The following is a 26,568-nucleotide window of genomic DNA, read 5'->3' on the forward strand; positions in this document are numbered from 1 at the left end:
TATGAGACTCGTTTTCATAAAATAGTTACTTTTATTTTTAAGTATTTCAAAAAAAAGGAAGATTATTAGCAACTTAGAACCTTGCTATGTAAAAAATATATACATTTGCATAATTAGTTATGTAATTGATTATATATGGAATTTTTCGACAAAGTAGGAAAGGTGGCTTTAGGAAGTCGCTTACGTTTAATGACGGCAATTATCACAGATGATGCTGCCAAAATATATGAGGCTTATGGTATGACTTTTATGCCAAAATGGTTTCCTGTTTTTTATACCCTTATGGATGAAAGGGAAATAACCATTACAGAAATTGCCAACGAAATTGGTCATTCGCAACCATCGGTAAGTAAAATTATTCAGGAAATGATCACTGCCGGATTGGTAGAAGAAAGCCTGAAAAGCAGTGATAAGCGTAGAAATATTGTGGGTCTTACAGCGCAAGGATGGGAATTTTCGAAAGAATTAAAACTACAATTAAAAGATGTAGAAGCAGCAGTTGACAGCTTAATAACCGAATCAAAACACAATCTTTGGGCAGCATTGGAAGAATGGGAGTTTCTATTAGAACAAAAAAGCCTTTTTAAAAGAGTAAACCAAGCAAAGAAAAAGCGCGAAAGCCAGGATGTGCAAATTGTAGCATTCGAACCTCATTATCTCGAAGCTTTCAAATCCTTAAACATAGAATGGATTTCGACTTACTTCGAAATGGAAGAAGCTGATTATAAAGCTTTAGACAATCCTGAGGAATATATCTTAAACAAGGGCGGAAAAATTCTGGTGGCTTTGTACCGTAATGAACCCGTAGGAGTTTGTGCGCTTATTAAAATGAAGGATTCCAACTATGATTTTGAAATGGCAAAAATGGCGGTTTCGCCAAAAGCCCAGGGAAAAAATATTGGCTTTTTATTAGGTCAGGCAATCGTAAACACGGCCAAAGAACTGGGAGCAAACAAAATATATCTGGAAAGTAATACGATCCTGAAACCCGCCATTAACTTGTATTACAAATTAGGTTTCCAGAGAGTATATGGTTTAGCAACACCTTATAAACGTTGCAATATTCAGATGGAGTTAATTGTTTAAAAAAGTTGCTAAGTTGCTAAGAAAAAAACTTAGAGACTTAGCAACTTAGAATCTTATTTATCTCCCAAAACGATAATACTCTAAATCCTGATTCTTTTTATTATTAATAGAATCCATAATCGAGTTCATGCCTATAACGCTAAAGGTGATCCCGTTTCCTCCAAAGCCCAGAACGTAGTGTTCGTTTTTGTTGGGGTCGGGTTTTCCAAAATAAGGTAAGCCATCTTTGGTTTCTCCAAAAGTTCCTGCCCAGGAATAATCAATTTTAAAATCGATCTTGGGGAATTTTCTCTTAAAATGCCTTAAAAGATATTGCTCTTTTTTAGGCAATAATTTATCACGTTTTTTTGCATCTTTAAAATCCTCATCGCCGCCGCCCATTATAATCCTGTTATCTGCGGTTACTCTAAAATACAAATAGGGTGAAGAAGTATCCCAAAAAATGGCATTTTTAAAGCCTGCTGGTAAAACTTCTAAATTCTCTGAGGCAATGACAAACGTACTTTTTAAGTCTACTACCTTCTCGGCTAGTGTTTCGGTGCTTTCGTAACCGCTGCAATGAATAATATGTTCTGCGTTGATGGTGAATTTATTTTCGGTATGGGCAATAGATTTTGCTTTTTGATGGTGGATCGAGGTAATATTGGTACGGTCATAGATAAGCATTCCCTTTTTTTTGCAGTAGTGCAGCAAGTCATTGGCAAGTTTATAAGGATCCATAACCGCTGCAGTTTTAGATTCTATCGCTGCAATGGCATTTAAGCCCATTTTTTCAAGATCCCATCGTTCGAGCCAGTTAACATCAAATCCGTGTTCTTTTCGGCATTTAAATTCGTTCTTCAAAAACGGAATATCCTTTTTTAAAGAACAGTAATAAATACTTTTTTTAAACTCGAAATGACAGTCACTTTTTATGGTGTCTATAATAGTTCGTAAATCAAAAATGGCTTTTTTTCCATTTTTGTAACTGTCCACAGCGCATTCTGTACCTCTAATTTTTATGAGTTGATGCAGCGGCACATCGATTTCATATTGGAGCAGGGCGGTGCTTGCGGCAGTACTTCCGTTAGCCACGTCGCGGCGATCAACTAGTATGACCTTTTTGCCTTCGGAGATTAATTTATAAGCAATTAAGGCTCCGGTAATTCCTCCGCCAATAATTAAAATTTCGGTAGTATGATCTGAATCAATAGACGGATAACTGTATGTCATGGCACTTTTTAAAGGCCAGAAAGTTTCAGAGGAACGTAGTTTCATTTTTTGGTTATATTTCGGGTGCGTAATTTAGTTCTGTTTTTGTCTTTGCGTTCGTGCTGTTCAGAGGCTTCTGCAATAGAATGTGAATTTCTGATGCTTTCGTCTTTTTTGGCCAACTCGCTAAGTTTATGATAATATTTCTGAACTATTATCATTTCTTCTTCGGTCATACTTTCAATATCAACCAGACTGTTGCTGGAATATTCATTTGAAGCCACCAATTCATTTAATTTTAATTGAATCGCAAGTGAATCTTTGTTTTGGGCTTTCTGAATAAGGAAAACCATCAAAAAGGTAATAATTGTTGTTCCGGTATTAATGACCAGCTGCCAGGTTTCGGAGTAATCAAAAATAGGTCCTGAAACTGCCCAAACTACTACAATTAAAAATGCACCTATAAAAGCGGTTGTACTTCCTGCTGCTTTAGAAACGTGGGTTGCAAACTTTTCGAAAGAACTGCCTTTCTTTTGTTTTTTAGTTTTCATTTGAATTTAACTTTTACGTTTACTTACTTTTTCTTTGCGAATCACTTTGTTGTGTTTTTCATCATAAACGGCGTCATAAATTTTTTGGCCTGTTTTACTAAAGATTTTAATTTTAGGATCCTTATGTGTTCCGGTAATAACAATAGGAAATCCGATAATACCAAAAGGAGGTAAACCCAATCGCATACGTAAATCTAAAAGCCCGTCGAAACTTGTGGTTCCTTTTATGGTAGGTCTAAAACCAGCCACGCTAAAGGTGAAACCTTCAATATGAATTAAATTATTATCGATAGTGGAATTGATTTCGATTCCTTTCAAATTAGGATCGTTCAAACCTTTTTGTCCGGTTTGAGAACTAATGCCATCAAATAACTTTAATCCTTTGACTTTTACATCACGTAAATTCAATTTTCCCCCACCTTCCAGAGAGGCATAAATTGGACTCATGTTTCCGTCTAAATCGCCTTTTACTTTATAATCTACAGAAATAATTCCCTGTGCATTTTCTGCTGCAGTTACCATATCATGAAACATCGGAATTTCTTTGTAAGCTCTCTGAACGCTAAAATCTTTGGCCGTAAAATGAGCATCAAAGTGCGCAGATGTTGGCGATTCATCTTTGTATGTAGCATTGACCCCTACTAAACAATCGATAATATTAAAATTGGCATTTTCTAAATAAAAACCATCTTTTGTCATTCCGACTTTACCAAGAAGTTTGTTTAAAACCAGTCCGTTATATTCTACTTTATCTGCATCTGCAGTAAGTGCAACGTTTAGGTTTTTGGGTACAATAACCACTCCGCTCATTTTTGGATGATCTTCTTTGGCGTATTCTACTTCAAGGTTACGATCTGTGTTTTCACCTTTTTTAAGGGCCATAAATTCATCCACATTGATCAGTTTGGATTTCATTTTAAAATCCCCGCTTAGGGTTCCGTGCGATTCCAGAAAGTAATTAATGGTATTGAGTAAATATCCATTGATGGCAAAATCTGATTTTCCGTAAAAAGCATCAAATTTTTCAAACCACATTTTCTCATTCTGAAAACGGAAGTTTCCTTGTTTGATAAAAAAAGCTTTCGGGAAAAGTTCTGATGTAGCTTTGATGTTTTTTAAAATAATAGTTCCTCTATTATCCAGTTTCTCATATTGCCCTTTTGTGGCATAACTTTGTTTTCCTTTGAGCGAAAGATCTGCTTTTGCATAACCCGTTACATCAAGTCCTTTTTGAGAGAAAACCTGATAAATTCGTCCAATGTTTAACTCTCCTTTTATTTTGGCATTGTAAGACAGATCACTAAAATCAGATAAGGTTGCATTTACATACATTGGGTTTCCTTCAAAAACAAAGGATGCAGGAGCAACAGCCACAATCAAATCCTGAAAAGTTCCGGCTTTGTTGAGCACATTGGCTACAAAAGTGATGTCTTTTATAGGATTAGGATACGAGTCGGTTTTTAGCCATCCGTTTCGCAATGAAATTCCGCCAATTGTTTTAGGGAATAATTTTTTCGAAGTACTAAAAATTCCTTTGGCCTGAATGTTTGTTTTTAAAGTTCCTTTTAGATCAATAGTGCTTAAACCCAGAGCAGCATCAACTGTAGCTAAGTCTAAATCTCCTTTTACGCTTGCATCGACAGTCATTTCGTTAAAACCTTTGCTGCGTAAATAAGCGTTGAAATAGTCTTTTTGGCCTACTTTAAATTTAAAAGTATCCAGATTTATTAATAATTTTTCGATATCTAATGAAGGTAGAACAGCATTTAGATTCATCTGAAAATCGGTAAGCGGGGCAGGAGCATTTTGGTAATTGATCGCGCCCTTGTCTATTTTTAAATTAAAAGCTAAATCGGGTTTTTGTTTTTTGGCAACATTGTAATTTCCTTTAAAAGTAAATAGTAAATCACTATTGCCTGAGATTTCGGTTTCATTCATCCAGGTTAAATATTCCGGAGGCATTACAGAAAACAGATCTTTAAGCGTAGTATTTTCAGATGCCGCTTTGATATTAATTTTATATCCATCTCTTAAAATGGTAAATAAACCAGTAAATTTTAAGGGTAATTTATTGATTCGTAATTCATTTTTTTGAAGAATAAACGAAAGTGCATGAGTATTAATTCGGGTAATTAAATCAGCACGAACTTCTTTTTTTCTAAGATAAGCCGTTCGGTCGTAATAGAAATCGACATTATCGATTTGGGCATCCGTATTCAAATCAAAAATATCTTCACTCAAATTTCCTTTTCCAACATAATTAAAACCTTTTGCATCAACCAGGATTTTGGCTGAACGATCGTTGTATTTTACATGACAGTCCTCAAGATCAATTCGTTCGAGTCGAATGGCAGTTCCTTCTTCGGGGGCATTAGGATCGTCCGGTTTTTTATCACGATCTTCCGGAGCCACATAAATATTATAATTGGCCTGTCCTTTTTGGTTGACCATTATATTGATTAAGGCTTTAGAAACATATAATTTATTAATTTTTACTTCATTATTAAAAATCAATCTCTTTAGGTTGATACCAAAGGCTACCTGTTCTGCTTGTAGTAAAGTATCATTGCTAAAGGGGGCTGATCCTGTCATAGACAAATCATCCAGAGAAACAGTCAGGGAAGGAAAGTGTGTAAAAAACGAAAGTCTGGATTTTGAGAAATCCAGTTTAGTGTCTAATCGTTCGTTGGCGATTTTTTTTACTTCTGCAGCAACGGTTCCGGGAAATAGCAAGGGTATCAAAAACAATAATAGCAAGATACTTGCTATTACTATTCCTGTTACTTTTAAGATTTTCAGGCTTATATTTTTATGTGAGGTTTTCATTGTATTTTAATTTATTCCATATAATTTACATGGATCGATTTTAAAATAGGGCTCATAGAATAAACAAACGAGGTATTTTTTATTTTCCTTTTTCAGCTTTTTTAGCATCTTCAGCTTTTTGTTTTTCCAGTTTTTCTTTTTCTTCTTTGGCTTTCTCTGCTTTTTCCTTCTCTGCTTTAGCTTTTTCTTTTTCGGCTTTTTCAGCTTTCTCTTTTTCTTCCTTAGCCTTTTCTTCTTTCTCTTTTTCTGCCTTTTTCTGCTGTTCTTCTTGTTGCTCTTTTATTTCCTCTTTTTTCTTTTCTTTTTCTTTCTCTTTTTTCTTAAAGTAGCCTTTAAGCAGGAAGTTGCTTTTTGCAGCTTCCATATTTTCGCTAAAACCTTTTGTACCTGATTCTAAGTTCGAAAGCGTATTGGAAACGCTGTTGGCCATTTTATCATCACGAACTAATCTTGCCAAAGCACCATTTCCGGTATTCATACTATGGCTAAAAATCGCAAGCTCATCGGTGATTACAGCAGCATTATCAACACTTTTTTTCACGCTTTTCATTAAATCCTGCATCTCAATTCCGTTTACCGAAGCAATTGCACCACCATTTTCGATCACTTTTGTAGATTTAACTCCTGGAGAAATAGTAAGTACTTTGTCACCCATTAATCCGTCAGAACCAATACTTGCACGGGCATCTGTTTTAATGAATTCACGAACTTCATCCTTAATGACCATTCTCACTACAACAGAAGAATCGTTTATTAACTGAATTTCTTCGACTGTTCCGATATTAATTCCTGAAAAACGAACATTGTTTCCCACCTCTAAACCACTAACGGTTTTAAACTGTGATGTGATGTTGAATGTTGATCCAAAAAGATTTTTTTGTTTACCAATAAAGTAAATCGCCATTATAAAAAGCAATAAACCTATTGTTACAAACATTCCTAATTTCCAAGTATATCCAGATTGCTTATCCATGATTTCTAATTATTTGTTTTTAGTATTATTGAAAAAAAGAACGGACCCATTGGTCTTCGTCTTTTTCTAGTTCTTCGTATGTTCCTTCAGCATGTATTACACCGTCTTTTAAAACCATAATTCTGTCGGCGGTCAGTTTGGCGCAAGCCATATCGTGGGTAATAATGATTGATGTTGTTTTGCGTTTGTGTTTGATATCCAGAATCAATTCGCTTATTTCACGAGAGGTTATCGTATCTAATCCGGTTGTTGGTTCATCATACAAAATGATTTCCGGTTTAAGGATTAAAGTTCTGGCAAGACCAATTCGTTTTTGCATACCGCCTGATAATTCAGAAGGCATTTTATCAATTGCATCACTCAATCCTACATTGTCAAGGGCTTCCATTACTTCACTTTCAACTTCTTGCGGAGTTAAATCTCTCTTGTGTTTTTTTAATGTAAAAGCCAGATTTTCGCGAACCGACATTGAATCGTATAAAGCACCACTTTGGAACAGAAATCCAATTCGTACTCTAATTTCATTCAGTTCTGGTTTTGTGATATTTAGTACATTTTCATCAAAAACTTTTATTTCGCCTTTATCAGGTTCAATTAGCCCCACAATACATTTTATCGTTACCGATTTTCCTGATCCTGAACGTCCCAAGATCACCAAATCCTCTCCTTTGTTTACCGTAAGATTTACACCTTGCAGGACTTTGTTGTCTTTACCAAAAGTTTTATGCAAGTCTTTAATTACAATGATAGGATCTTGCTTTTTGGTTTTAGCAACTTTATCTTTTTCTATATTTTCTTTTTCCTTAATCATCTTAAAAAAATAAATCGGTTATTTGAACAGCAACCATATCAATAATAAATATGGTTAACGAAGCGGTTACTACTGCAGAGTTTGCTGCTTTACCAACACTTTCGGTTCCGTTAGAAGCATTAAATCCTTTATAACAGCCAATCATTCCTATAAAAAATCCAAAGAAGAATGTTTTAACGGTTGCGGGAATTAAATCTAAAAATTCGAGTGATTGCAGGATTTGGGTCAGGTAGCGGTAAAAGTTTACATCTCCGTGAATATTGATACCTACATATCCGCCAATAATACCTACGGCATCAGCAAAAAATACTAATAGAGGTACCATCAAGGTACAGGCTAATATTCTTGTTACTACTAAATAGTTATAAGGATTGATGGCAGAAACTTCCATGGCATCGATTTGTTCTGTTACTTTCATAGAACCTAATTCGGCACCAATTCCTGATGAAATTTTACCTGCACAAATTAAAGCTGTAATCACAGGAGCAATTTCTCTTATTAAAGAAAGAGCGACCATACCCGGTAACCAGGATTCTGCTCCAAATTTTACTAAGGTTGGCCTGGATTGTAGCGTAAGTACCAAACCCATAATAAAGCCGGTAATAGCTACCAGCGGTAATGATTTATAGCCAATAACATAACATTGTTTCAAAAACTCTTTTGTTTCGTAAGGCGGAACAAAAACCTCCTTAAAAAACTGCTTTGCAAACACTGTTGCGTTTCCTATTTCTGTGAATGTATTTTTTAGAGTAAGTATCAAAATACTATATTTTTAAGTTAAAGCTAATGCATGAAAATCAACGGTTTAAAAGGTTGTATACCCCTTGATTATTATAACTTAAAATTAGTTTAGAAGTACAGAGAAAATCTTACACAACTTTTTTAGAAGTTTATATAATTAACATAATCAAACACAATAATTATAATAAAGTAACGTTGTCGGGAAAATGTTAAAAAACAAAAAATCCCTTTAGAAAAGGGATTTTTAGGGTTCAATAGTATATTTAGTTAGAATATACGGTAAATCAATTATGAATTGATGGCAATTCCGGTTTTAGCTTTCATGAGCGGAATCACTTTTATTTCTGCTATTTTAAGGTTCTCCATTAATAATCGGGCAGTTAAAAAGCATACCGTAGATTCGGCTCCCTGATTGAGGTTGACATTTTCTTTTTCAAGTCCGTCATAACCACCGCCACTTATTGGATTGTACATGATTTGACCAAGATGATTTCTTCCTAAAAACCAATTAAAGGCCATTTTCATTTTTTGTTTGTATTCAGGAGTACCAAAAGCGCTATAAAATGAATTTAAGGTATGAATAGTATAGGCAACATCTATAGGCTGTTCTCCGTATTCGTGTACTTGTTCTTGTGAATCTCTGTGCAGCCATCCGTTATTAGAAATTACCTTGAAGTTTTTATCCTTAAACATTTTCGACATCAAAAAGTCAAGAGAGTCTAAAGCTACTTTTTTGTAAATAGGTTTATTGGTAGTTAAAAAGGCGAAAAGCATAGATTCGGGTAAAATTCCGTTTCCGTAGGTCATGTAATTTTCAAACCATTTCCAATCGTGCGAAGCGTGAATTTCATAATTAGAAAGCAATTTAGCATTCAGTTTATTGATAATTGCCGCTACATACAAGTTAGGAACAGCAGTATGGTATAAGTACAAGCCTTTTGTTGCAAAACCAATAGAACGTGGTGACTGAATACCCTCGGCCCATTTTAATGAGTTTAGTAAACATTGAGAAGCTTTTTTGACAATCGCTTCAGGTAAAATTTCTTTATTGGCCACTACAGTTCCTAAAGCCCAGATCGCTCTTGCATTAGAATCTTCCAGGTTTACTTCGGCATTTTGCTCGATATGTTCGCGATTTTCCTGATCCACATAATTGATAAAGTTTCCTTTTGGCTGTTGGCAGCGAATAATAAAGTCTAAGTATATTAAAATATAGGCTAAATCTTCTTTGTCCTGAGTAAGTTTATAGTGCATGCAAATCGCAATTAAAGCGCGTGCATTATCATCGAGTGTATATCCTGATTCTAAATCCGGAATCGAAATTTTGCTAAACTGAATAATACCCAGATCAGTAGTCATTCTTTTGATGTGCCCTAACTGAATCGATGGATAATTGTATTTTATTTCTGCCGGATTATCAATCAATTGTTTGTAAGTGTCCATATGAGTAATGGCCACATTTTCCCAAGATGAAGCTCTGGTTTTTCTAAAGGCATTAATTCCCATTTCTTCTCTTAATTCATCATTTGAAAGTAATGTAATGGCTGCATCAGCAAACTGATCTACTTCTCCGATGTCAACTAATATTCCAGAATCAGGAGTTAAAACTTCTAAAGTATGAGGGATTTTTGAAGCTACAATAGGGCAAGCACAACTCATCGCATAGGCAAAAGTTCCGCTTACTGCCTGATTAGGATCTTTTGATGTAAATAAGTAGATATCTGCCGCTTTTAGGTAATCCAAAAGTTCGTTAGTATCTAAATATTGATTGATAAAACGGACGTGATCCTGTAAATTTAAATCGGCAACAATACCTTCAAGTTTATCACGATACGCATCAACGCCGTCAATAATTAAATTAGGGTGTGTTTTGCCAATAATTAAATACAAAGCATTGGGTGTATTTTCGATAATTTTAGGAAGGGCTTTTAAACCTGTTTCGATATTTTTACCTTCTCCTAAAAGACCAAACGTAGCTAGTACTTTACGATCCTGAATATTGAATTTTTCTTTGGCTTGTTGTGGAGCTTCGTAAATTACAATATGGGTTCCATGTGGTACACAAGTGATTATATCTTCATCGATGTCATAATCTCTCATCAAAATTTCTTTTGACTTATTGGTCATAACAAAAACTGAATTACTATAAGAAAGCAAGAGTTTTACAAATGTTTTTAATTCCTTATTTGGATTTTGAATCACACTATGAAACGTATAGGTTAAAGGTTTTTTAACCTCATTCAAAAAATCTAATAAATAGTCTCCGTAATTTCCATCAAACAAACCAAATTCATGTTGAATATGAACCAACTTTACCGCTTTATCTTTATTAATCTCAAGAGCAACTTTGGTATATTCCTCTTTGTTTTTTGTGTTTAATGTATAAGCCTGGGTTGGTGTTTCTTTTGGTTCTTTTACTAATTCGCAAATTTCGCATGTAATTGATTTACCAAAAACATCCGTAATTCCTTTAATGGTATCTTGTGTATAAGTCGCGATTCCGCATTGTGTTGGTGGAAATGTAGATAGAAAAACTATTTTTGATTTATTTGATATCGTTTTCATGGGGATTCTTTTTTAGTTCAGTTAATAAGTCATTTTGGTACATATAAGAATATGAATTTGGCCGTTTCTGAGCTACTTTCATATCTTTTAAAATATTTATTTAAAATTACCTTAAGCCCAAAGGCTCTATTAATCCAATCAATCAAAAAATTAACTCAAAAGCGTTTATGTGGGAATTTTGTAACGAAAATGGGGAATTATAAAAGTAAGTCAAAATTCTGATTAATAGTGGATTGCGATCGAAAAATTGCTGTTGTAGGTAGTGGATTTTGTACGAATTATGGAACTTTTAAAAAACAAACAAATCAGATCATAAAAAGTCAAATTATTAACTAAAAAATGAGATTATCTTAGTGAGTGAGTTTATAGTATCGGTTTTCAGTTTACAGTTTTACTGCAACTGAAAATCGAAACTTTTTTATTGAGACTGTAACTGTAACTGAAAACTGTGACTCAATACTGCCACTGCGACTAAAAAATGAGACTGAATACTGCGACTTAACGATAAAATTTTCGTGTAATAGATGCAATAGGAAGCCCGATACAAACGATCAGAATTAAAATAGACAATATCAAAGGGAAATCCAAGTGTTTTTCAGGCAGCAGAGGAAATGCAATTGGAAGAACAATGAGATTCATTATTATCCAGACAAAAATACCGTATAAAAATCCGGAAAGCATAAGATTCTTTTTAAGAAACGGAAAGTAAGGATAGATCATAAAATAAAACCAGGCAAAAATAAAGGCAATCAGATAGTGAAGTCCAAGTCCGTACCACGCCATTTGTGGGCCTGCGGTATAAGCTTCTTTTTTGAAGATACCACTTGCAATAGATTGAAGGATTTTTACGGCGGTTGTTTTTTCAAGTATAACAGCATAGATAATAACTGCAGCCAGAATATCAAGTGTTCCGGCGATTAATCCTGATAAAAAAATAGTTCCTGATTTTGATTTCATGTAGATAAAGATTGTGTTATATATTATAGTGTTGTTATATAATGTGAAATTTTTTGAAGTTGATGAGTATGTCTCTCAGAGTGAACAAGAGCAAAATTAATCCATTCATAGATCGTAAAATTTTCGAAACCTGGAATCTGAAAATCCAGACAGGTGAGTGTTAGATCATAATTTTCCGATGTGTTTAATAAATCAGATTCTATTTTAAGTAAAGCTAAAGTAAGCGAATTTTTATTGTAGTTTTTCATTTCGGGTTTTAGGAAATCCGGAGCATCCATTTTGGTATTGAAATTCAAAAATATGGATTCGAGTTCTTTTACATGCTCATCGTATTTTCGAATAGTAGCTTTGGTTTTTCCTTGAAATAATTCAGGATAACCAGAATTGCCCAAAATGATATGTTGCGCAACCTGTCCTGGTGTCCAGCTTCCTTTAAACGGCACAGTATTGATTTCTTCTTCAGAAAATGATGAAAGGGTTTCGTTTAATTTTTTAAAGGTTTCAACAATGTTTTTTTGAAGTTCTGTTTTCATTTTGTTGCTATTTGAAATTTAACTTACTGCCTAATAGAGGTAATCCACCAGATATTTCCAAAAGGATCCCTGACGCCACAAGTTCTGCCATAATCCTGATCACTTAATCCCATTAAACTTGTTGCGCCATTCTCCAGTGCTTTTTTATATGTTTTGTCAGCATCAGGAACATAAACAAATAAGTTGGCGTTTTGTTCAGGCCAGTCTTTAATTTCATCGGTAACCATAATGGTGCTGTCGTTTAGAATAATTTCAGCATGCTTTACAGTTCCGTCATCGCGTAAAACCTTCTCATTAGCATCTTTTGCATCAAAAACTTTTTTTGTGAAGTCAATAAACTGAGAAGCGCCTTTTAAAATTAAATAAGGCATTATAGTCTGATGTCCTGAGGGTAAATTCATGTTTGTCGGTTTTATAATTAGTACGATAAATTTACAATTTTAAATTTAATAATTTAAAAATCAGGATATTATGATTGTTTCTTTTAGGCAAGAACCTCACAATAGAAACCGTTCGCTTTAAGAATTGCAATAATTTTTCTACTTGAAATCGATAAACTGTGAATCCGTAAAATTTTATCACAATCTTCCAAATCAAAATTAATGGAGCTGTTTGGAAAATGTTCCAAAAGTTTCTCGACAATCATTTGAGATTGTTCCACTTGCTGAACATTTGTTTTAAAAACCTCGATCATCGTTCCCGATTATAAAGCGATATTTTTATATCGTTCAATTTTATGGTAATAATGATATGAAATGGCCAGGATTACTAAAAAGATCAAAGGAAAAAAGGATTGAAAACCAACCCCGTCAACCGCAAAATGACTTATAGAGGCAAATATAAAATCGAAACCAAATCCGGCATATGCCCATTCTTTTACATTTTTAGGAACTTGTGGAATCACCAATGCTAAAACCCCTAGGATTTTAAAAACAACTAATGCATTGCCGAAATATTCAGGATAGCCTAAATGTTTGATTCCTTCCTTTGCAAGTTCAGTTTGCGAAGTTAGTGCCGGCATAACTCCTTCAAATAAGAAAATAATAATTGTAGCAATCCAAAAAATAATTTTTGCTTTTTTCATAGGTTTGTTTTTTAAATGGTTATTAGTTAATGTATTACAAACTTACAAATGTTATTTTTTTATCGAATAGTTATTTACGACTATTTTAAGGTCATTTAGGACAAAATAGGGATGTTGAGTTTTACAAGAGATTTCTTAGATTTTTTTTTACAATGGAGTAATGATAATAGAATATAGATTTTTAGACCAGATTTGTCATACAGTGTATCATCCCTTGTTGGGAAAGAGAGGATTGTCAATAAAAAAATCTGATTTGATCTGCGTTTTCAAAAAGCGAATCCGTGTTATCGGTACCTTGTTTACTCTGCTTTCAAAATATAATTTTTAATGACAAATAAATCCTGAAAACCTAATCTGGTATAAATGTCTTTTCCCATTGCAGAGGCTTGCAATAAAGCATAATCAGCTTTTAAATCTATAGCAAGATTAAGGGCAAATTTCATGATTTCTTCGGCAAAACCTTTTCTTCGCATTTCAGGGATTACTCCAACGCCATGAATTCCGATAGTTTTTCCGGTTTGAAAAAGCATAAATGTCCCTATGGGTTGATCTTCATTAGAAACCAAATAAAAATGAACATTTGTATAATGTTGAATCAGGATTTCTTTGCTGATTACATAACCAAAAGCATTAGGGTATAGCTCTGACCAGATTTTAGCATCTTGTTCATTGTCAATTTTCTTAAAGCTAAGCTGATGTTCTAATTTGAATTTTTCGTTTAGTTGTAATGCCATTGCGATTTGCTCGGTTTTTAATGAAAAGCCGTACACTTCCAGTATTTCAAAAGACTTTGTTCCGAAGATATCCCAATGAGGCAAAACCAAACCCGAATTGGATTGCATGGTTTTGATAATATCCGGTAAGTCTTTTTTAGTAATGTCTTTACGCAACCACAATTTATTGGGCCAACCCGAATTTTCGATTTTGCAGTATTCGAAAGTATCGTTTTTATGATAGGAGAGGAAAGGAGTTCCAACAGTTTTCCAGAAATCGGTAAGGTTATTAATATTGTCTTGGATGAGGTTTGTATTTTTCATTTTGATGCAATTGAGAAACAAAGATAACTTTAGGCTTTATCAAAAAACTTTACATATGTTGATTTACAAATCTTTTTCGAGCGTTTTTCTAATGCGGCTTAATTGAGTTGGAGTAATTCCTAAATGTGATGCAATATGAAGCAATGCGATTCGCTCTGAAATATCAGGATGTTTGGCTAAGAGATCCAGATATCGTTCGGTTGCATTTTCCATAACGATAGAGATTTCTCTTTGTTCTTTTTCGATAACCCAATTTTTTTCTAAATACGCGATATAAAAGTTTTTTAAATCATCTTTTTGAAAGATCAGTTCTCTATATTTTTTATAATTAATACTCATTATAATAGAATTTTCCAGCGCTTCAATTGCAAAGTACGAAGGATTTTGCTGTATCAAAGAAGCGGTTGATCCTGCGAGATCTCCTTCAAGAAAAATGTTTTTGTTGTAGATATTTCCTTCTGTATCGGTTATAAAAGCGCGTAGCGCCCCTTTAGCAACAAAGTAAATTTCTTTTGCAATTTGACCGTTTCTTAAAAGTAATTCTGCTTTTTTTATTGATTTTATCTCAATGTTATTTTCGATTAATTGCCAGGATTCCTCAGAAATAGGAGCATAGCTTTCGAATTTTAGCTTTAAATCGTTGATGTATTTATCGTGATGGAGTGTCATTTATGTTGAAGGTTTTTCGGCTTATCAAAAGTAAAGAAATAAAGTGTAATAAGTGGCTGGCAAATAATAGTACGCTAATTACACGGATTAGCTTGGCAAAGGCGCAGATTTAACACGGAATTTTTTATGCACATTTTATGCTCTGATTTTTCTCATCTGCGTGCCATGAGAAAACCATTGGATGACAAAGCATAAAAAAACGCCATGAAACTAAAAGTCTCACAGCGTTTTCATCTCAAAAAATAAATAATTAACGGGTAATGGGTATTATCTCCAACCTCCGCCCAACGCGCGATATAACTCGGTGTTGGCAGAAAGCTGCTGTCTTTTTATGTCAGCTAATTCTAATTCACTTTGTAGTAAATTTGATTGCGCTGAAAGCACTTCCAGATATTCAGCCATACCATTTTTGAATAACAAATTGGCATTTTTAATGGCTTGTTGTAATGTTTTTACTCTTTCTTTAAGGAAAGATTCTTGCTGTTGCAATTTCTCTACTCTTACCAAAGCATCAGATACTTCGCTAACGGCTACAAGAACCGATTGTCTAAAGCTTAAAACTGCTTTTTCTCGTTCGGCAACTGCAATATTATATTGAGTTCTTACCTTTTTATTGTTTAGTAAAGGTTGAGTTAAACCTCCGGCAACGGTTCCGAATAATGAAGCCGGAATGTTGAACCAATTACTGGTTTCAAATGAGTTTACTCCGCCCTGAGCGGTAATTTTAAGTGACGGATACAAGTCGGCTTTTGTGATTCCTACGTTTGCATTGGCAACTTTAAGGGCTAATTCGGCACTTTTTACATCCGGTCTGCGGCTTACTAATGAAGAGGGAATTCCAATTGCATTATTGTTTTTCACTTCAAGAACACTCAAACGAGTGGTTCTGGTTTTAGAGTTCGGGAATGATCCTGTTAGAACGCTTAAAGCATTTTCCTGAATGGCAATGTTCTGTTCTAATTGCGGAATCAATTGCGCCGAAACCAATTTCTGTGCTTCCGATTGTTGAATGGCTAATGTAGTTACTTGCCCGGCATCATATTTTAATTTGATGATATTGGTTGTACTATCATTCAATTTAAAGTTTTGTTTGGCAATTTCTAATTGCGCATCTAACATCAAAAGATTATAATATCCTTTAGAAACATTGGCTACAATTGTGGTTTGCAATGCTTTTTTAACTTCTTCTGACTGAAGATAACCGGCATAAGCGCCTTTTTTCTGATTACGGATTTTACCCCAAATATCAGCTTCCCAGGAAAGTGTTGCTCCGGCAGAATAATCATCAATATGATTTTGGCCTAAAGCCTGACCTAAATTCTTTCCTGTAAAACTATTATCAGAAGGATTGCTTGTGCTTGCACTCACATTTAGATTCACCTGAGGAACATTTCCCCATTTTGACTGCGTGAATCTGTATTGCGCAATTTCGATATTTTTAGTAGCAATCTGCAGGTCATTGTTTCTGGCTACAGCGCTATCGATGAGCTCAATAATATCTTTTTCTGTAAAGAAATTTTTCCACTCCACATCTGCAATACTCGTGGTATCTTTTGAAACCGATGCATTCCTGAAATTTTCAGGAAATGCATCTTTTGGAGTTTCAATATCCTTAGAAACTTTACAGGATATTATAGTCGTGATCAAAATGGCGATCATCACGATTTTGGTTATATAATTTTTCATTTTATATGTTGTCATTAAATTTCTGTACAAGTATCTTTTCTACTATCAAGATCTCTTGAGATTCTATAGGATATGTATCCAATGCCAATGATAATGGCTACAAGGATTGTCGTTATATAGTTTTCCATTTTTATTTTTCTTCGTTATGAATTACGGCTACTGGTTTTCCAGAAACCTTTTCTTGTAAAAATTGGAAGATGATAAATAAAACAGGGATGATAAACAACCCTAATATTACTCCTGAAATCATACCTCCGGCGGCACCAATACTAATAGAGTGGTTACCTTGTGCTGACGGTCCTTTGGCGCTCATCATCGGGATTAATCCCACTACGAATGCTAGAGATGTCATGATAATTGGTCTAAGACGCAGTTTCGCCGCATCGATTGACGCTTTGACTAAAGCCTGACCAGATTTTCGTTTCTGCACCGCAAACTCCACAATCAGAATGGCATTTTTGGCCAGCAGTCCAATAAGCATTACCAGTGCAACCTGCACATAAATGTTATTTTCAATTCCTGTCAATCCAATAGCTACGAATACTCCAAATATACCTGCAGGGATAGATAAGATTACGGCCAATGGCAATATGTAACTCTCATACTGTGCAGCAAGTAAGAAATAGATGAATATCAAACACAGTAAGAAAATTGTTGCTGACTGACCTCCAGAGGAAATCTCTTCACGAGTTTGTCCTGAAAATTCAAAACCATAACCCGCAGGCAATTGTTGTGCAGCTACTTCCTGAATTGCTTTAATGGCATCTCCGGAACTAAATCCTGGTTTGGGGATCGCATTAATGGAAATCGAATTAAACAAGTTGTATCTCGAAGCGGTTTCTGAACCATAAATACGGGTTAGTTTCACTAAGGTATTTATGGGCACCATTTCGCCTGTTTTGTTTTTAACGAAAACTCGGTCAATTGATGAGGGATCAGCTCTGTCGGCAATATCGGCCTGAACCACAACCCGGTAATATTTACCAAATCGGTTAAAGTCAGAAGCTTGCGCGCTACCAAAATAGGTTTGCATGGTTTGTAAAATGTCTTTTACATTCACACCCAATTGGTTTGCTTTCTCGTCGTTGATATCCAATTGCAATTGAGGATAATCGGCTTTGAAAGAGGTAAAGGCTACGGCAATTTCCGGACGTTTCATTAATTCTCCGATGAAGTTTTGCGAAATTCCACTAAACTTATCGAGTTTTCCACCAGTTTTATCCTGAAGCACTAAATCTAAAGCCTCTACGTTACTAAATCCAGGAACGGTTGGAAAACTAAATACAAAGAAACTTCCCCCTGAAATAGCACCTAACTTACCACGAACCTGATTCATAATCTCGTCGATATTTTTGATATCTCCACGATCTTCATTTGGTTTAAGCAATACGAAAACAACCGCTGAAGATGGACTTGTAGAATTGGTCAATAAGTTGAAACCTGAAATTGCTGTTACAAATCGCGATGCATCTAAACCTCTTAAAGTGTTTTCTGCCTGGGTCATTACTTTTTGAGTTCCGTCAAGAGATGTTCCAGAAGGCGTATTTACTGCAATGGCAATAAATCCTTGATCTTCAGTTGGGATAAATCCGGCAGGGGTTGTTTTTACCATCACTATAGTAGCTAGAGTAATTAAAGCTAAACCTCCTAAACTTAACCATTTTCTGCGGATTAAAAATTTCAAACCTCCAACATAACGGTTGGTTAGGGAATCAAAACTTTTGTTGAATCCGTTAAAGAACTTCTCTTTAAATCCTTTTTTCTCATATGGAGCATCTCCATGTGCTGAGTGATTGTCTTTTAAGAACAATGCAGCAAGTGCAGGACTTAAAGTTAAAGCATTTACTGCCGAAATTACAATTGCAATTGCCATTGTAAAGGCAAACTGACGATAGAAAACTCCTGTTGAGCCTTCCATAAAACCAACCGGCAGGAATACAGCAGCCATTACCAGCGTAATCGAGATAATAGCACCCGTTATTTCGTGCATTGCTTCATGTGTGGCTACTTTTGGAGACAGATGTTTGTGCTCCATTTTCGCATGCACGGCTTCGACGACCACAATCGCATCATCTACCACAATACCAATCGCCAGAATTAAAGCGAAAAGGGTTAGAAGATTGATCGAAAATCCGAATAACTGCATGAAGAAGAACGTTCCTAAAATTGCTACAGGTACAGCAATAGCCGGGATTAATGTTGATCTAAAATCCTGAAGGAATATAAATACTACGATAAATACCAATATAAACGCTTCAAGTAAAGTATGCTGAACTTGCTCAATAGACTGATCTAAGGCAACTTTTGTACTATAGAAAATGTTATGTTTGATTCCCGTTGGGAAATCTTTTGAGGCTTTCACCATCAATTTATTGATGGCCACCTGAATATCATTTGAGTTAGAACCCGCTAACTGAATAATACCAATCACAACTCCTTTTTTACCATTTAAACGAGTTAAACTGTTGTAAGAGTAAGCACCAAGTTCTACTCTGGCTACATCTTTGAGACGAAGTACTGAACCATCAGCATTAGAACGTATAGCAATATTTTCATATTCTTCGGGTTTGGTTAATTTTCCTTTGTATTTAATTACATATTCAAAAACTTCTTTACTTCTTTCACCAAATTTACCCGGAGCAGCTTCCAAACTTTTGTCCTGAATCGCGCCCATGATTTCATTTGGAGTCACTTTGTAAGTCGACATTTGTGTAGGGTTTAACCAAACACGCATAGAGTAATCTTTTACACCTCCAAAAATACTGGCAGAACCAACTCCCGGAATACGTTTGATCTCTGGAATAATATTAATCTGTGCATAATTGGCAACAAAAGTCTGATCGTATTTTGACTCATCATCGGTATACATACCAATAGCCATGATAAAACTGTTTTGTTGTTTGGCAGTTGTTACACCTTGCTGAACAACCTCTGCAGGCAATTGACTCGTTGCCTGAGCAACTCTGTTCTGCACGTTAACGGCTGCCTGATCTGCATTTGTTCCTAATTTAAAGAAAACTGTAATAGCAAGAGATCCGTCATTACTGGCTGTAGAACTCATGTAAGTCATGTTCTCTACACCATTTATAGATTCTTCCAGAGATGGTGCCACAGAACGTAAAACCGTTTCTGCATTGGCTCCCGGATAAACCGCCGTTACCAAAACCGATGGTGGGGCAATATCGGGAAACTGTTGTAAGGGCAACTTGGTAAGACCAAGTATACCTAATATGACCAATAAAATGGAAATAACGGTTGCCAGTACAGGTCTTTGTATAAATATTTTGAACATTTTCGTAAAAATTATTTTTTATTAATTATTTGGGCAACTTTTGCAGGCGATGATTTCTCAGGCTGAATCACTTGTCCGTCCTGTAGTTTATCAATACCGCTCAATACAATTTGGTCACCAGATTTTACACCATCTTTAATTAAATAGTTTGTTCCGCTTTTACCAGAAACCGTGATAGGCATTTTGGTAACTTTGTTTTCTTTGTTTACTGTGAAAACAAAAACTTTATCCTGCATTTCTACAGTAGCCGATTGAGGAACCAAAACAGCATCGTCATGTTGAAGACCTAAACGAATTTTCCCCGTGTTTCCTGAACGTAGAGTTCCGCCAGTATTCGGGAAAGTAGCCCTTAGGGTAATTGCCCCGGTAGTTTTATCAAACTGACCGTCGACCATATCAATTTTTCCGGTTTGAGGATAGGGGTTGTTATCGGCCAAAACCAAAGTAACAGGAGGTAATTTTTTTAGTTTATCACCAAGGCTGTTTCCAGCGTATTGCGCTTTAAAGTTGATAAAATCAGTTTCTCCTAAAGAGAAATAAGCATAAACTTCATGGACATCAGATAAGTTTGTTAATGGCTCAAGATCAGTTGCAGAAACTAAACTTCCTTGTTTTTTAGGCAATCTTCCAATGTAGCCACTCACTGGAGCTGTAACATTGGTATATCCTAAATTAATTTTAGCTGAACCAACCATTGCTTTTGCTTGTTCGATGTTGGCAGCAGCAATTTTTTGAGAAGCCTTAGCCGTTTTTAACTGATAGTCTGAAACTACTTTGTTTTGTACCAAAGGAGTCAATTTATCCACTTCTAAGTTGGCGTTAATTAAAGCAGCTTCATAAGCATGAAGACTTGCCAAGGCATTGTTTAATTGCTCACGAAAAGGACGTTCGTTTATTTTAAATAAAGTCTGACCTTTAGTTACATAAGCACCTTCGTCTACATACACTCTTTCAAGGTTTCCGCTAACTTGTGGGCGAATTTCAACATCAACTGTTCCTTGTATCGAAGCAGGATATTCAGCATCAGTAGTAGTGTTCTCGCTTGTGATGGCTAAAACTGGTAATAATGGTGGAGCAGGAGCTGCCGGAGCCTGCGACTTATCTGCACAACTGCTTAGCACGAGTGCCAGAATAAAGCTGGTTATAATTACATTTTTCATTTTTGTATTGGTTTTAATTTGTTGGACATTCTTATTGTTTAAATTTTGTGATATTCTGATATTCTGGGCATTCATATTTAATTATATTAAATTACCTAACGTTGTTAAGTATAATTGCGTAAAAAACCATACAATGATGCTTTCCGATTCTATTTGTAATCGGTATTAAATTATTTATCACTGTTAAGTAACAAGAGAAAAAAACGCTATATTACTTTATTAAATTTTCTAACACTGTTAAGTAAAGTAGTAAAAAAATAGTTGCTAAATTACCTATTAAATCATTTATCACTGTTAAGTTAAAATGAAATTTTTTTTATTGTATTGATTTTATGATTCCACCAATCGCATCTTTTAGGATTTGATTGTTGATAGTTTCCATTATTTCACTTTTGTTGATGATATTAATTGCAATCAAACCATGTATTACAGAGAAGAAAGTAAAATACTTTTGTTTGATAACTTCATCAGTAGGGTTGCTGTTTTTCATTATCTCACCAATAACTGCAGTAAACAATTTATAAGGTGCTTCGGCAGCAGAACATCGGTCAGAACAACAATTCATTTGCACCCCAAACATTACCTGATACATTTCAGTATCTGTAAAAGCGAAATCCCAATAGGCCATCCACATAGCTTCTAATTGTTCTTCTGGTTTTTCAAATTTATCTCGGGCTTGCTGAAGTTCTTTGGCTAACTTGATAAAACCTTTCCCGGTAAGTTCATTAAGGATAGCTTCTTTATTGGAGAAGTATTCATAAATGATAGGAGCCGTATATTCAATCTTGTCAGCAATTTTTCGCATGCTCAGACCTTGCCATCCTTCTTCTTTCACGATAGCATAAGCAGCCTCAAGAATGTTACTTCTTGTCTCTTCTTTTTGTCTTAAAATACGATCTTTACTAGCCATTTTATTTAAGTATTAAATTGTTTAACACCGTTAGGCAAATGTATGGCGGTTTTTCTGATTATGAAATAAATTTGTCATAATATTTTCTTATTGTTGTATAGACAAGTATTAAAATGAGCCGAAGGCCTTTAAGAATAAGACCTTGGTTAATTTTAATTTTTTTAAGCAGCAGACCTTTTTTGTGTTTTTAAGACTATTTGTCCCGTTCTACACTATGTCTTTTATGGTGAACCCCACTCTAAAAGGATCTCGTTTCGATCGGGGCTAGGCGGGAAATCATATTTTTTATGAGACTTTTATATTTTTTAGCTCAAATTTTTCCAAATGAGAATAGAATATAGCCAAATCGGAATGCCAAGAAAAGAACATAAAAACTGAGCTCTTAAACTTTATAAATGCTCTAAGAATTTAATGATCTGCGTTTTCATAGTGGATAACCCGGGTTCTTCATAGGGAGCATGGCCACAATTTTCCAGAAAAACTACTTTTTTGAGACAATTTAATTTCTCGTAAAAATGGTTTACTGGTTTGAAATGTTGTCCAAAGATCTTTTTCAGGCTGCAGGAACAGAACAGGGGCAGCAGTAAAGTTTTCCGGTTCTATTGCAGGGATAAAATTCAGATAGGTTCTTAGAAAGCGTAATTTTATTTTACTTCCTCCGGCGAGTTTATCATTGGAAAAGATTTTTGAAAAAGAAACCTCATTTGTAATCTTATCCATTTTACAAACCCACTTTATGGGTAATTTAATAGAATCTGAAAAGAGCCTGAAAAAATTACTTAACGGCAAACCAATTCTACTTAAAAGTAGATTTGCTGCAAGATCATCCCTTACTTTTTGCGAACGTGGATCTGCCAATGTTGTTACTATGATGGCTTTTACATTTTTATTTTTTGCCGCAACCTGATAAGCTAACATCCCGCCAACGCTTAGTCCTAACAAAACAATTGGTCTGTTATCTTTGATTAATTCAGCGTCTAAAAAATCAGATAGAGAGTCTACCCAAAGGGAATAATTAATATTTATTTTTTTAGGATTTTTGGTCAGTCCGTAGCCAATTAAATCCGGTGCTACATATTCATAGCCCTGATTGTACAGGAAATTACCATACAAACCAATTACCCTTCCGTTTGCGCCAGCACCATGAATTACAATTACTTTTACCGGCGAGGAGGGATTTTTCATTCGGTCTAAATGAATATCAAAATCTTTCCATTTCCAATATTCTTCACAGGGAAGGTTATCTTCCCTGTATTGTAAATCTTCAGGCAAAAAAGCATTGTATCTTCTCCAGTATGATAACTCGCTATAATATTTCATTTCATTAAGCAATTCTATAGGTGGCTTCTATTTTCTCATTTACACCATTATAAAAAGGAGTTTGAATTCCATATTTTTTAGCGTTTTCAATTATGTAATCCACTAAGAATTGTTTCTCTGTTGGGTTGTTATTCTCAAAATCCAGCTGCAAAGAAGATTTGGATTCAAACGGGAATTTAGTCAATAAATCTTTAGAGGTTTGCATATCTTCCTTTGTGAGAGTAATATGGTTTTTCTTTGCAAGGGACTGAATCTCTAGCATCATGTTTTGGAGAATGTGCATCAGGTTTTGATCTTCTAAGAGTTGACCAAATGTAACTTTGTAAGCGGATGTTATTGCAGCAACGGGAGCAACAAATAGATACTTCTTCCATAGGATGTTATTGATGTTAGGAACATATGTAATGTCTAAACCTCCGCCAAGTAATAAATCAATTAAAGATTGATTCTCTTTTCCTCCAACAAAAATCTTTCCAGGTCCGCCAAGATGCTGAACATGTCCGGGTTGTTTTACATTCGAAGCCACATAAATGCATCCTTGTAAAATGTTTCCGATATTTGGCAATACCTCGTGTATTATTTCTTTGGCATTCACCACATTTTGCAAAGTAATTATGGTCGTCTCAGCATTTATACAATCTTTATATGTATTTAATATCTCTTTTATAGAATACGATTTACAGGTCAGGATTAAAATATCCAGAATTCCAATTTCTATTGGATTGTCTGAAACTAAATCAGGAAATATAGTGGTTGTAGTACCTTTAGAATCAAATAATAAACCTTCGTTCTGTATGGCGTTTTTGGTTTCGCCTCTGCAAATAAATATGATTTTTGTAGCGCTGTCTTTATATTTTTTGGCCAGGGGAGCACCAACAAATCCACCGATGCCACCAATTCCAAGTATTCCTATTTTTATTGTATTTGAGTTCATATCCTAGTTTTGATTTTAATTGCTCCTGCAAAGTAAAGAGGTTCTAAATTATTAAATGATGTAAAAATATCGGTTATATTTGTAAAAATTAAGGATTATGAAAGACACGTTTTTTATATACAAAGATTTCGAAATTTATTCTGTCGAAGAACTTACCTGGAAGAAGGAAGTGCACCGGCATAATTTTTTCGAACTATTATATATCGAATACGGAACGGGCAATCATATCTTAAATTCTATTGATCACAATTATAAAGCGCACGATATTTATTTGCTTACGCCAAAGGATTATCATTCTTTTAAAACAGTAACGCCTACAAAATTTCATTGTTTGCGTTTTCTGCCCGGTTTCTTTTCGAATAAAAAAGAAATAGAAGACATCGAAAAATTGTTTTTTTACCACAATCAGACCAATGGAAATTTGATTTTGCCTGAAGATGACAAAACCTTTTGCGAGATGGTTATTGTGAAGATCCTTGAAGAAGTAGCCAGACCAAAAGGACAAAACGAGATCATTATAAAAAGTTTGATGATGTCATTGATTCAGATCATTAGACGAAATGCAAGTATAAAGGAGAGCAATTTGAATTTTCAAACCACCGAAGTTTTAAAAATTGATACGATTTTAAGCTACATCCGGTCCAATATTGCCAACCCGCATTTGCTCAAGAAAAAAGAAATGGCCAGTCATTTTAATGTTTCGATCCATTATATTGGCGAGTATTTTAAAACACATCTCAATATCACATTGCGGGATTATATCGAGCAAACAAAGCTCAAAGTGGTTAGGGAAAAATTGAGCAGAAGCAATTTGACCTTCTCTGAGATTAGTAACGATTTAGGTTTTATTGACAGTAGTCATTTTAATAAATTCATCATGCGAAGCACTGGTGTTTCTCCATCGGAATTTAAAAAATCAGTAAGTATTTCTTAGCAGAAAAATTAGTAGCTACCAAGAAATACTCTTGAGATAGTTATTTTATAAAATCCATTTCGACATGCTCAATTCCGGCATCCAGAAAATAGTTATCAGTTTGTCTGAATCCATTTTTGATATAAAATGGAGTAGCGATTACCTGAGCATAAAGATAAATTTTCTCTTCCTGTTTTAAATCGTCTAATATTTTTGACAAAATCGCTTGGCCAATTCGTTGGCCTCTAAAGATACTAAGGACCGCAATTCTTTCAATTTTTGCTCCTTTTTCCATTTTTCTGTATCGTGCTGCTCCGGCTGGTTCTCCCTTTACGGTTGCCAGATAATGTACAGCCTCTTGATCATCCATAGATTCGCGCTCCTGGGATACATTTTGTTCTTCTACAAAAACTTTTTTTCTAATTGAGAAGGCCGTTTCTATTTGTTTTTTATCGTTGACTTTCTCGACTTTAATACTATTGTTGTTCATTTTGTTTCTGTGTTTGATATACCTGATTAAAGTAAAAATAATTTGCGTGCAAATATACGTAGTTAACTACATATATTCAAAGTTAAATTTTAAATTTTGTATTTTTTTATAATAAATACAAGGCTTAGCAGCAATACTACAAGATGATTGGAGCAATAAATATTTAGATTATCTCCGATTGAAACGGCATCCTTTTATGGCGGTCGCAAAGCCCCGGACACCATAAAAGAGATACTTGAATGAAATTTCTCTGTTTCTAAAACTAAAAAAACACCTGTAAAGATTATATCTAAGAGGTGTTTTTTTAGTTCAATGAGTTAAATTATCTATTTTACATAGTTGGGAGAAACACAAGTTTCCCAGTAATTTACAATTGTCTTAATCATTTCTTTGATTTCCTTATAGCCACTTGGCTTAACAAAAAATCCCTGAATGGATTTTGAATAAGCATCTACCACATGTTTTTGTTCTGCGCTTGTGGAAAAGAACAAATAAGGAATTGATTTGAGTCGTAAATCTTCGTTTTGATGAATTTTTTCCCTAAGTTCCATACCATTTAGTTTTGGCATATTGATGTCAGAGAAAATAATAAAAGGCTCAATTTGTGTAGAGGTTAAGTATTCTAATGCTTTTTCGCCTTCGGAAAAAAAGATAATTTCATTCTTATAATCAAGTTCTGTAAAGATGTCAGTTAAAATTTCCTGATCATCCAGATCATCTTCAATTATAATAATTGGTCCGCCTTTGTTCATTTAAATTTTTTTCAAAGGTAGATGTTTATTCTCAGTTATTTCTGGTTTTTATAATTTGCTCATAATCAAAAAAAAACACCTCTGAAG

23 protein-coding genes are annotated in these 26,568 nt (G+C 34.6%); 2 read left to right on the forward strand and 21 right to left on the reverse strand.

Translation table 11 applies throughout. The features are described 5' to 3' along the window. The first annotated feature begins 135 nt into the window (after positions 1-135). Positions 136-1,086, forward strand: coding sequence for a bifunctional helix-turn-helix transcriptional regulator/GNAT family N-acetyltransferase (locus tag IRZ78_RS20530; RefSeq protein ID WP_194618301.1), 951 nt, complete (start codon positions 136-138; stop codon positions 1,084-1,086). Between the two features lie 57 nt (positions 1,087-1,143). Here the strand turns inward: IRZ78_RS20530 and IRZ78_RS20535 are convergent, their stop codons facing one another. The 19 genes from IRZ78_RS20535 to IRZ78_RS20625 all read right to left on the reverse strand — a co-directional run bounded on the left by IRZ78_RS20535 (position 1,144) and on the right by IRZ78_RS20625 (position 24,326). Further along, positions 1,144-2,343 (reverse strand): FAD-dependent oxidoreductase, encoded by a 1,200-nt coding sequence (locus tag IRZ78_RS20535; RefSeq protein ID WP_194618302.1) that lies wholly within the window; start codon positions 2,341-2,343, stop codon positions 1,144-1,146. Beyond that, a complete protein-coding gene (locus IRZ78_RS20540) occupies positions 2,340-2,828 on the reverse strand; it encodes a low affinity iron permease family protein (RefSeq protein ID WP_194618303.1) in 489 nt (162 codons plus the stop codon). Before IRZ78_RS20540 ends, IRZ78_RS20535 begins: the two co-directional genes overlap by 4 nt. Before the next feature lie 6 nt (positions 2,829-2,834). Beyond that, positions 2,835-5,654 (reverse strand): AsmA-like C-terminal region-containing protein, encoded by a 2,820-nt coding sequence (locus IRZ78_RS20545; RefSeq protein ID WP_194618304.1) that lies wholly within the window; start codon positions 5,652-5,654, stop codon positions 2,835-2,837. Between the two features lie 79 nt (positions 5,655-5,733). Beyond that, complete coding sequence (locus IRZ78_RS20550) at positions 5,734-6,627, reverse strand: MlaD family protein (RefSeq protein ID WP_194618305.1); 894 nt, start codon at positions 6,625-6,627, stop codon at positions 5,734-5,736. 25 nt (positions 6,628-6,652) lie between these two features. Next, positions 6,653-7,438: an ATP-binding cassette domain-containing protein gene (locus IRZ78_RS20555; RefSeq protein WP_194618306.1), complete on the reverse strand. Its 786-nt coding sequence runs from the start codon at positions 7,436-7,438 to the stop codon at positions 6,653-6,655. A 1-nt stretch (position 7,439) separates the two neighbouring features. Further along, positions 7,440-8,198 carry an ABC transporter permease gene (locus IRZ78_RS20560; protein WP_194618307.1) on the reverse strand — a complete coding sequence of 253 codons (759 nt, stop codon included), beginning with the start codon at positions 8,196-8,198 and terminating at the stop codon, positions 7,440-7,442. Positions 8,199-8,467: 269 nt separating this feature from the next. Continuing rightward, entirely contained in the window at positions 8,468-10,744 is a 2,277-nt protein-coding gene (locus IRZ78_RS20565) for a glycosyltransferase (protein WP_194618308.1), read from the reverse strand. 498 nt (positions 10,745-11,242) lie between these two features. Next, complete coding sequence (locus IRZ78_RS20570; RefSeq protein ID WP_194618309.1) at positions 11,243-11,701, reverse strand: DUF1440 domain-containing protein; 459 nt, start codon at positions 11,699-11,701, stop codon at positions 11,243-11,245. A gap of 23 nt (positions 11,702-11,724) precedes the next feature. After that, positions 11,725-12,234, reverse strand: a complete 510-nt coding sequence (locus tag IRZ78_RS20575; protein ID WP_194618310.1) for a DinB family protein — start codon at positions 12,232-12,234, stop codon at positions 11,725-11,727. Between the two features lie 23 nt (positions 12,235-12,257). Beyond that, complete coding sequence (locus IRZ78_RS20580) at positions 12,258-12,635, reverse strand: VOC family protein (protein WP_194618311.1); 378 nt, start codon at positions 12,633-12,635, stop codon at positions 12,258-12,260. 302 nt (positions 12,636-12,937) lie between these two features. Continuing rightward, positions 12,938-13,318: a DoxX family protein gene (locus IRZ78_RS20585; protein WP_194618312.1), complete on the reverse strand. Its 381-nt coding sequence runs from the start codon at positions 13,316-13,318 to the stop codon at positions 12,938-12,940. A 299-nt stretch (positions 13,319-13,617) separates the two neighbouring features. After that, positions 13,618-14,355: a GNAT family N-acetyltransferase gene (locus IRZ78_RS20590; protein WP_194618313.1), complete on the reverse strand. Its 738-nt coding sequence runs from the start codon at positions 14,353-14,355 to the stop codon at positions 13,618-13,620. A 63-nt stretch (positions 14,356-14,418) separates the two neighbouring features. Next, entirely contained in the window at positions 14,419-15,024 is a 606-nt protein-coding gene (locus IRZ78_RS20595) for a Crp/Fnr family transcriptional regulator (RefSeq protein ID WP_194618314.1), read from the reverse strand. A gap of 267 nt (positions 15,025-15,291) precedes the next feature. Then, complete coding sequence (locus tag IRZ78_RS20600; RefSeq protein WP_194618315.1) at positions 15,292-16,710, reverse strand: TolC family protein; 1,419 nt, start codon at positions 16,708-16,710, stop codon at positions 15,292-15,294. Positions 16,711-16,840: 130 nt separating this feature from the next. Beyond that, positions 16,841-20,002 (reverse strand): efflux RND transporter permease subunit, encoded by a 3,162-nt coding sequence (locus IRZ78_RS20605; RefSeq protein ID WP_194618316.1) that lies wholly within the window; start codon positions 20,000-20,002, stop codon positions 16,841-16,843. Between the two features lie 11 nt (positions 20,003-20,013). After that, positions 20,014-21,237, reverse strand: coding sequence for an efflux RND transporter periplasmic adaptor subunit (locus IRZ78_RS20610; RefSeq protein WP_194618317.1), 1,224 nt, complete (start codon positions 21,235-21,237; stop codon positions 20,014-20,016). Positions 21,238-21,478: 241 nt separating this feature from the next. Continuing rightward, positions 21,479-22,072 (reverse strand): TetR/AcrR family transcriptional regulator, encoded by a 594-nt coding sequence (locus IRZ78_RS20615; RefSeq protein WP_194618318.1) that lies wholly within the window; start codon positions 22,070-22,072, stop codon positions 21,479-21,481. A 447-nt stretch (positions 22,073-22,519) separates the two neighbouring features. Continuing rightward, complete coding sequence (locus tag IRZ78_RS20620; RefSeq protein WP_194618319.1) at positions 22,520-23,392, reverse strand: alpha/beta fold hydrolase; 873 nt, start codon at positions 23,390-23,392, stop codon at positions 22,520-22,522. A gap of 4 nt (positions 23,393-23,396) precedes the next feature. Further along, the gene (locus IRZ78_RS20625) at positions 23,397-24,326 is read right to left on the reverse strand and encodes a 2-dehydropantoate 2-reductase (protein ID WP_194618320.1); all 930 of its coding nucleotides are present in this window, start codon (positions 24,324-24,326) and stop codon (positions 23,397-23,399) included. A gap of 97 nt (positions 24,327-24,423) precedes the next feature. On the opposite strand from IRZ78_RS20625, the gene IRZ78_RS20630 reads away from it, so the two are divergent. Further along, on the forward strand, positions 24,424-25,260 hold the full coding sequence (locus IRZ78_RS20630) for an AraC family transcriptional regulator (RefSeq protein WP_194618321.1): 837 nt from the start codon (positions 24,424-24,426) through the stop codon (positions 25,258-25,260). 40 nt (positions 25,261-25,300) lie between these two features. On the opposite strand, the gene IRZ78_RS20635 is transcribed toward IRZ78_RS20630, so the two are convergent. Continuing rightward, a complete protein-coding gene (locus IRZ78_RS20635; RefSeq protein ID WP_194618322.1) occupies positions 25,301-25,729 on the reverse strand; it encodes a GNAT family N-acetyltransferase in 429 nt (142 codons plus the stop codon). Positions 25,730-26,055: 326 nt separating this feature from the next. Beyond that, positions 26,056-26,481 carry a response regulator gene (locus tag IRZ78_RS20640; RefSeq protein ID WP_194618323.1) on the reverse strand — a complete coding sequence of 142 codons (426 nt, stop codon included), beginning with the start codon at positions 26,479-26,481 and terminating at the stop codon, positions 26,056-26,058. Positions 26,482-26,568: the final 87 nt, after the last annotated feature.

Origin of the sequence: Flavobacterium sp. CSZ (genome assembly GCF_015350725.1) — a bacterium.
Taxonomy (GTDB): domain Bacteria; phylum Bacteroidota; class Bacteroidia; order Flavobacteriales; family Flavobacteriaceae; genus Flavobacterium.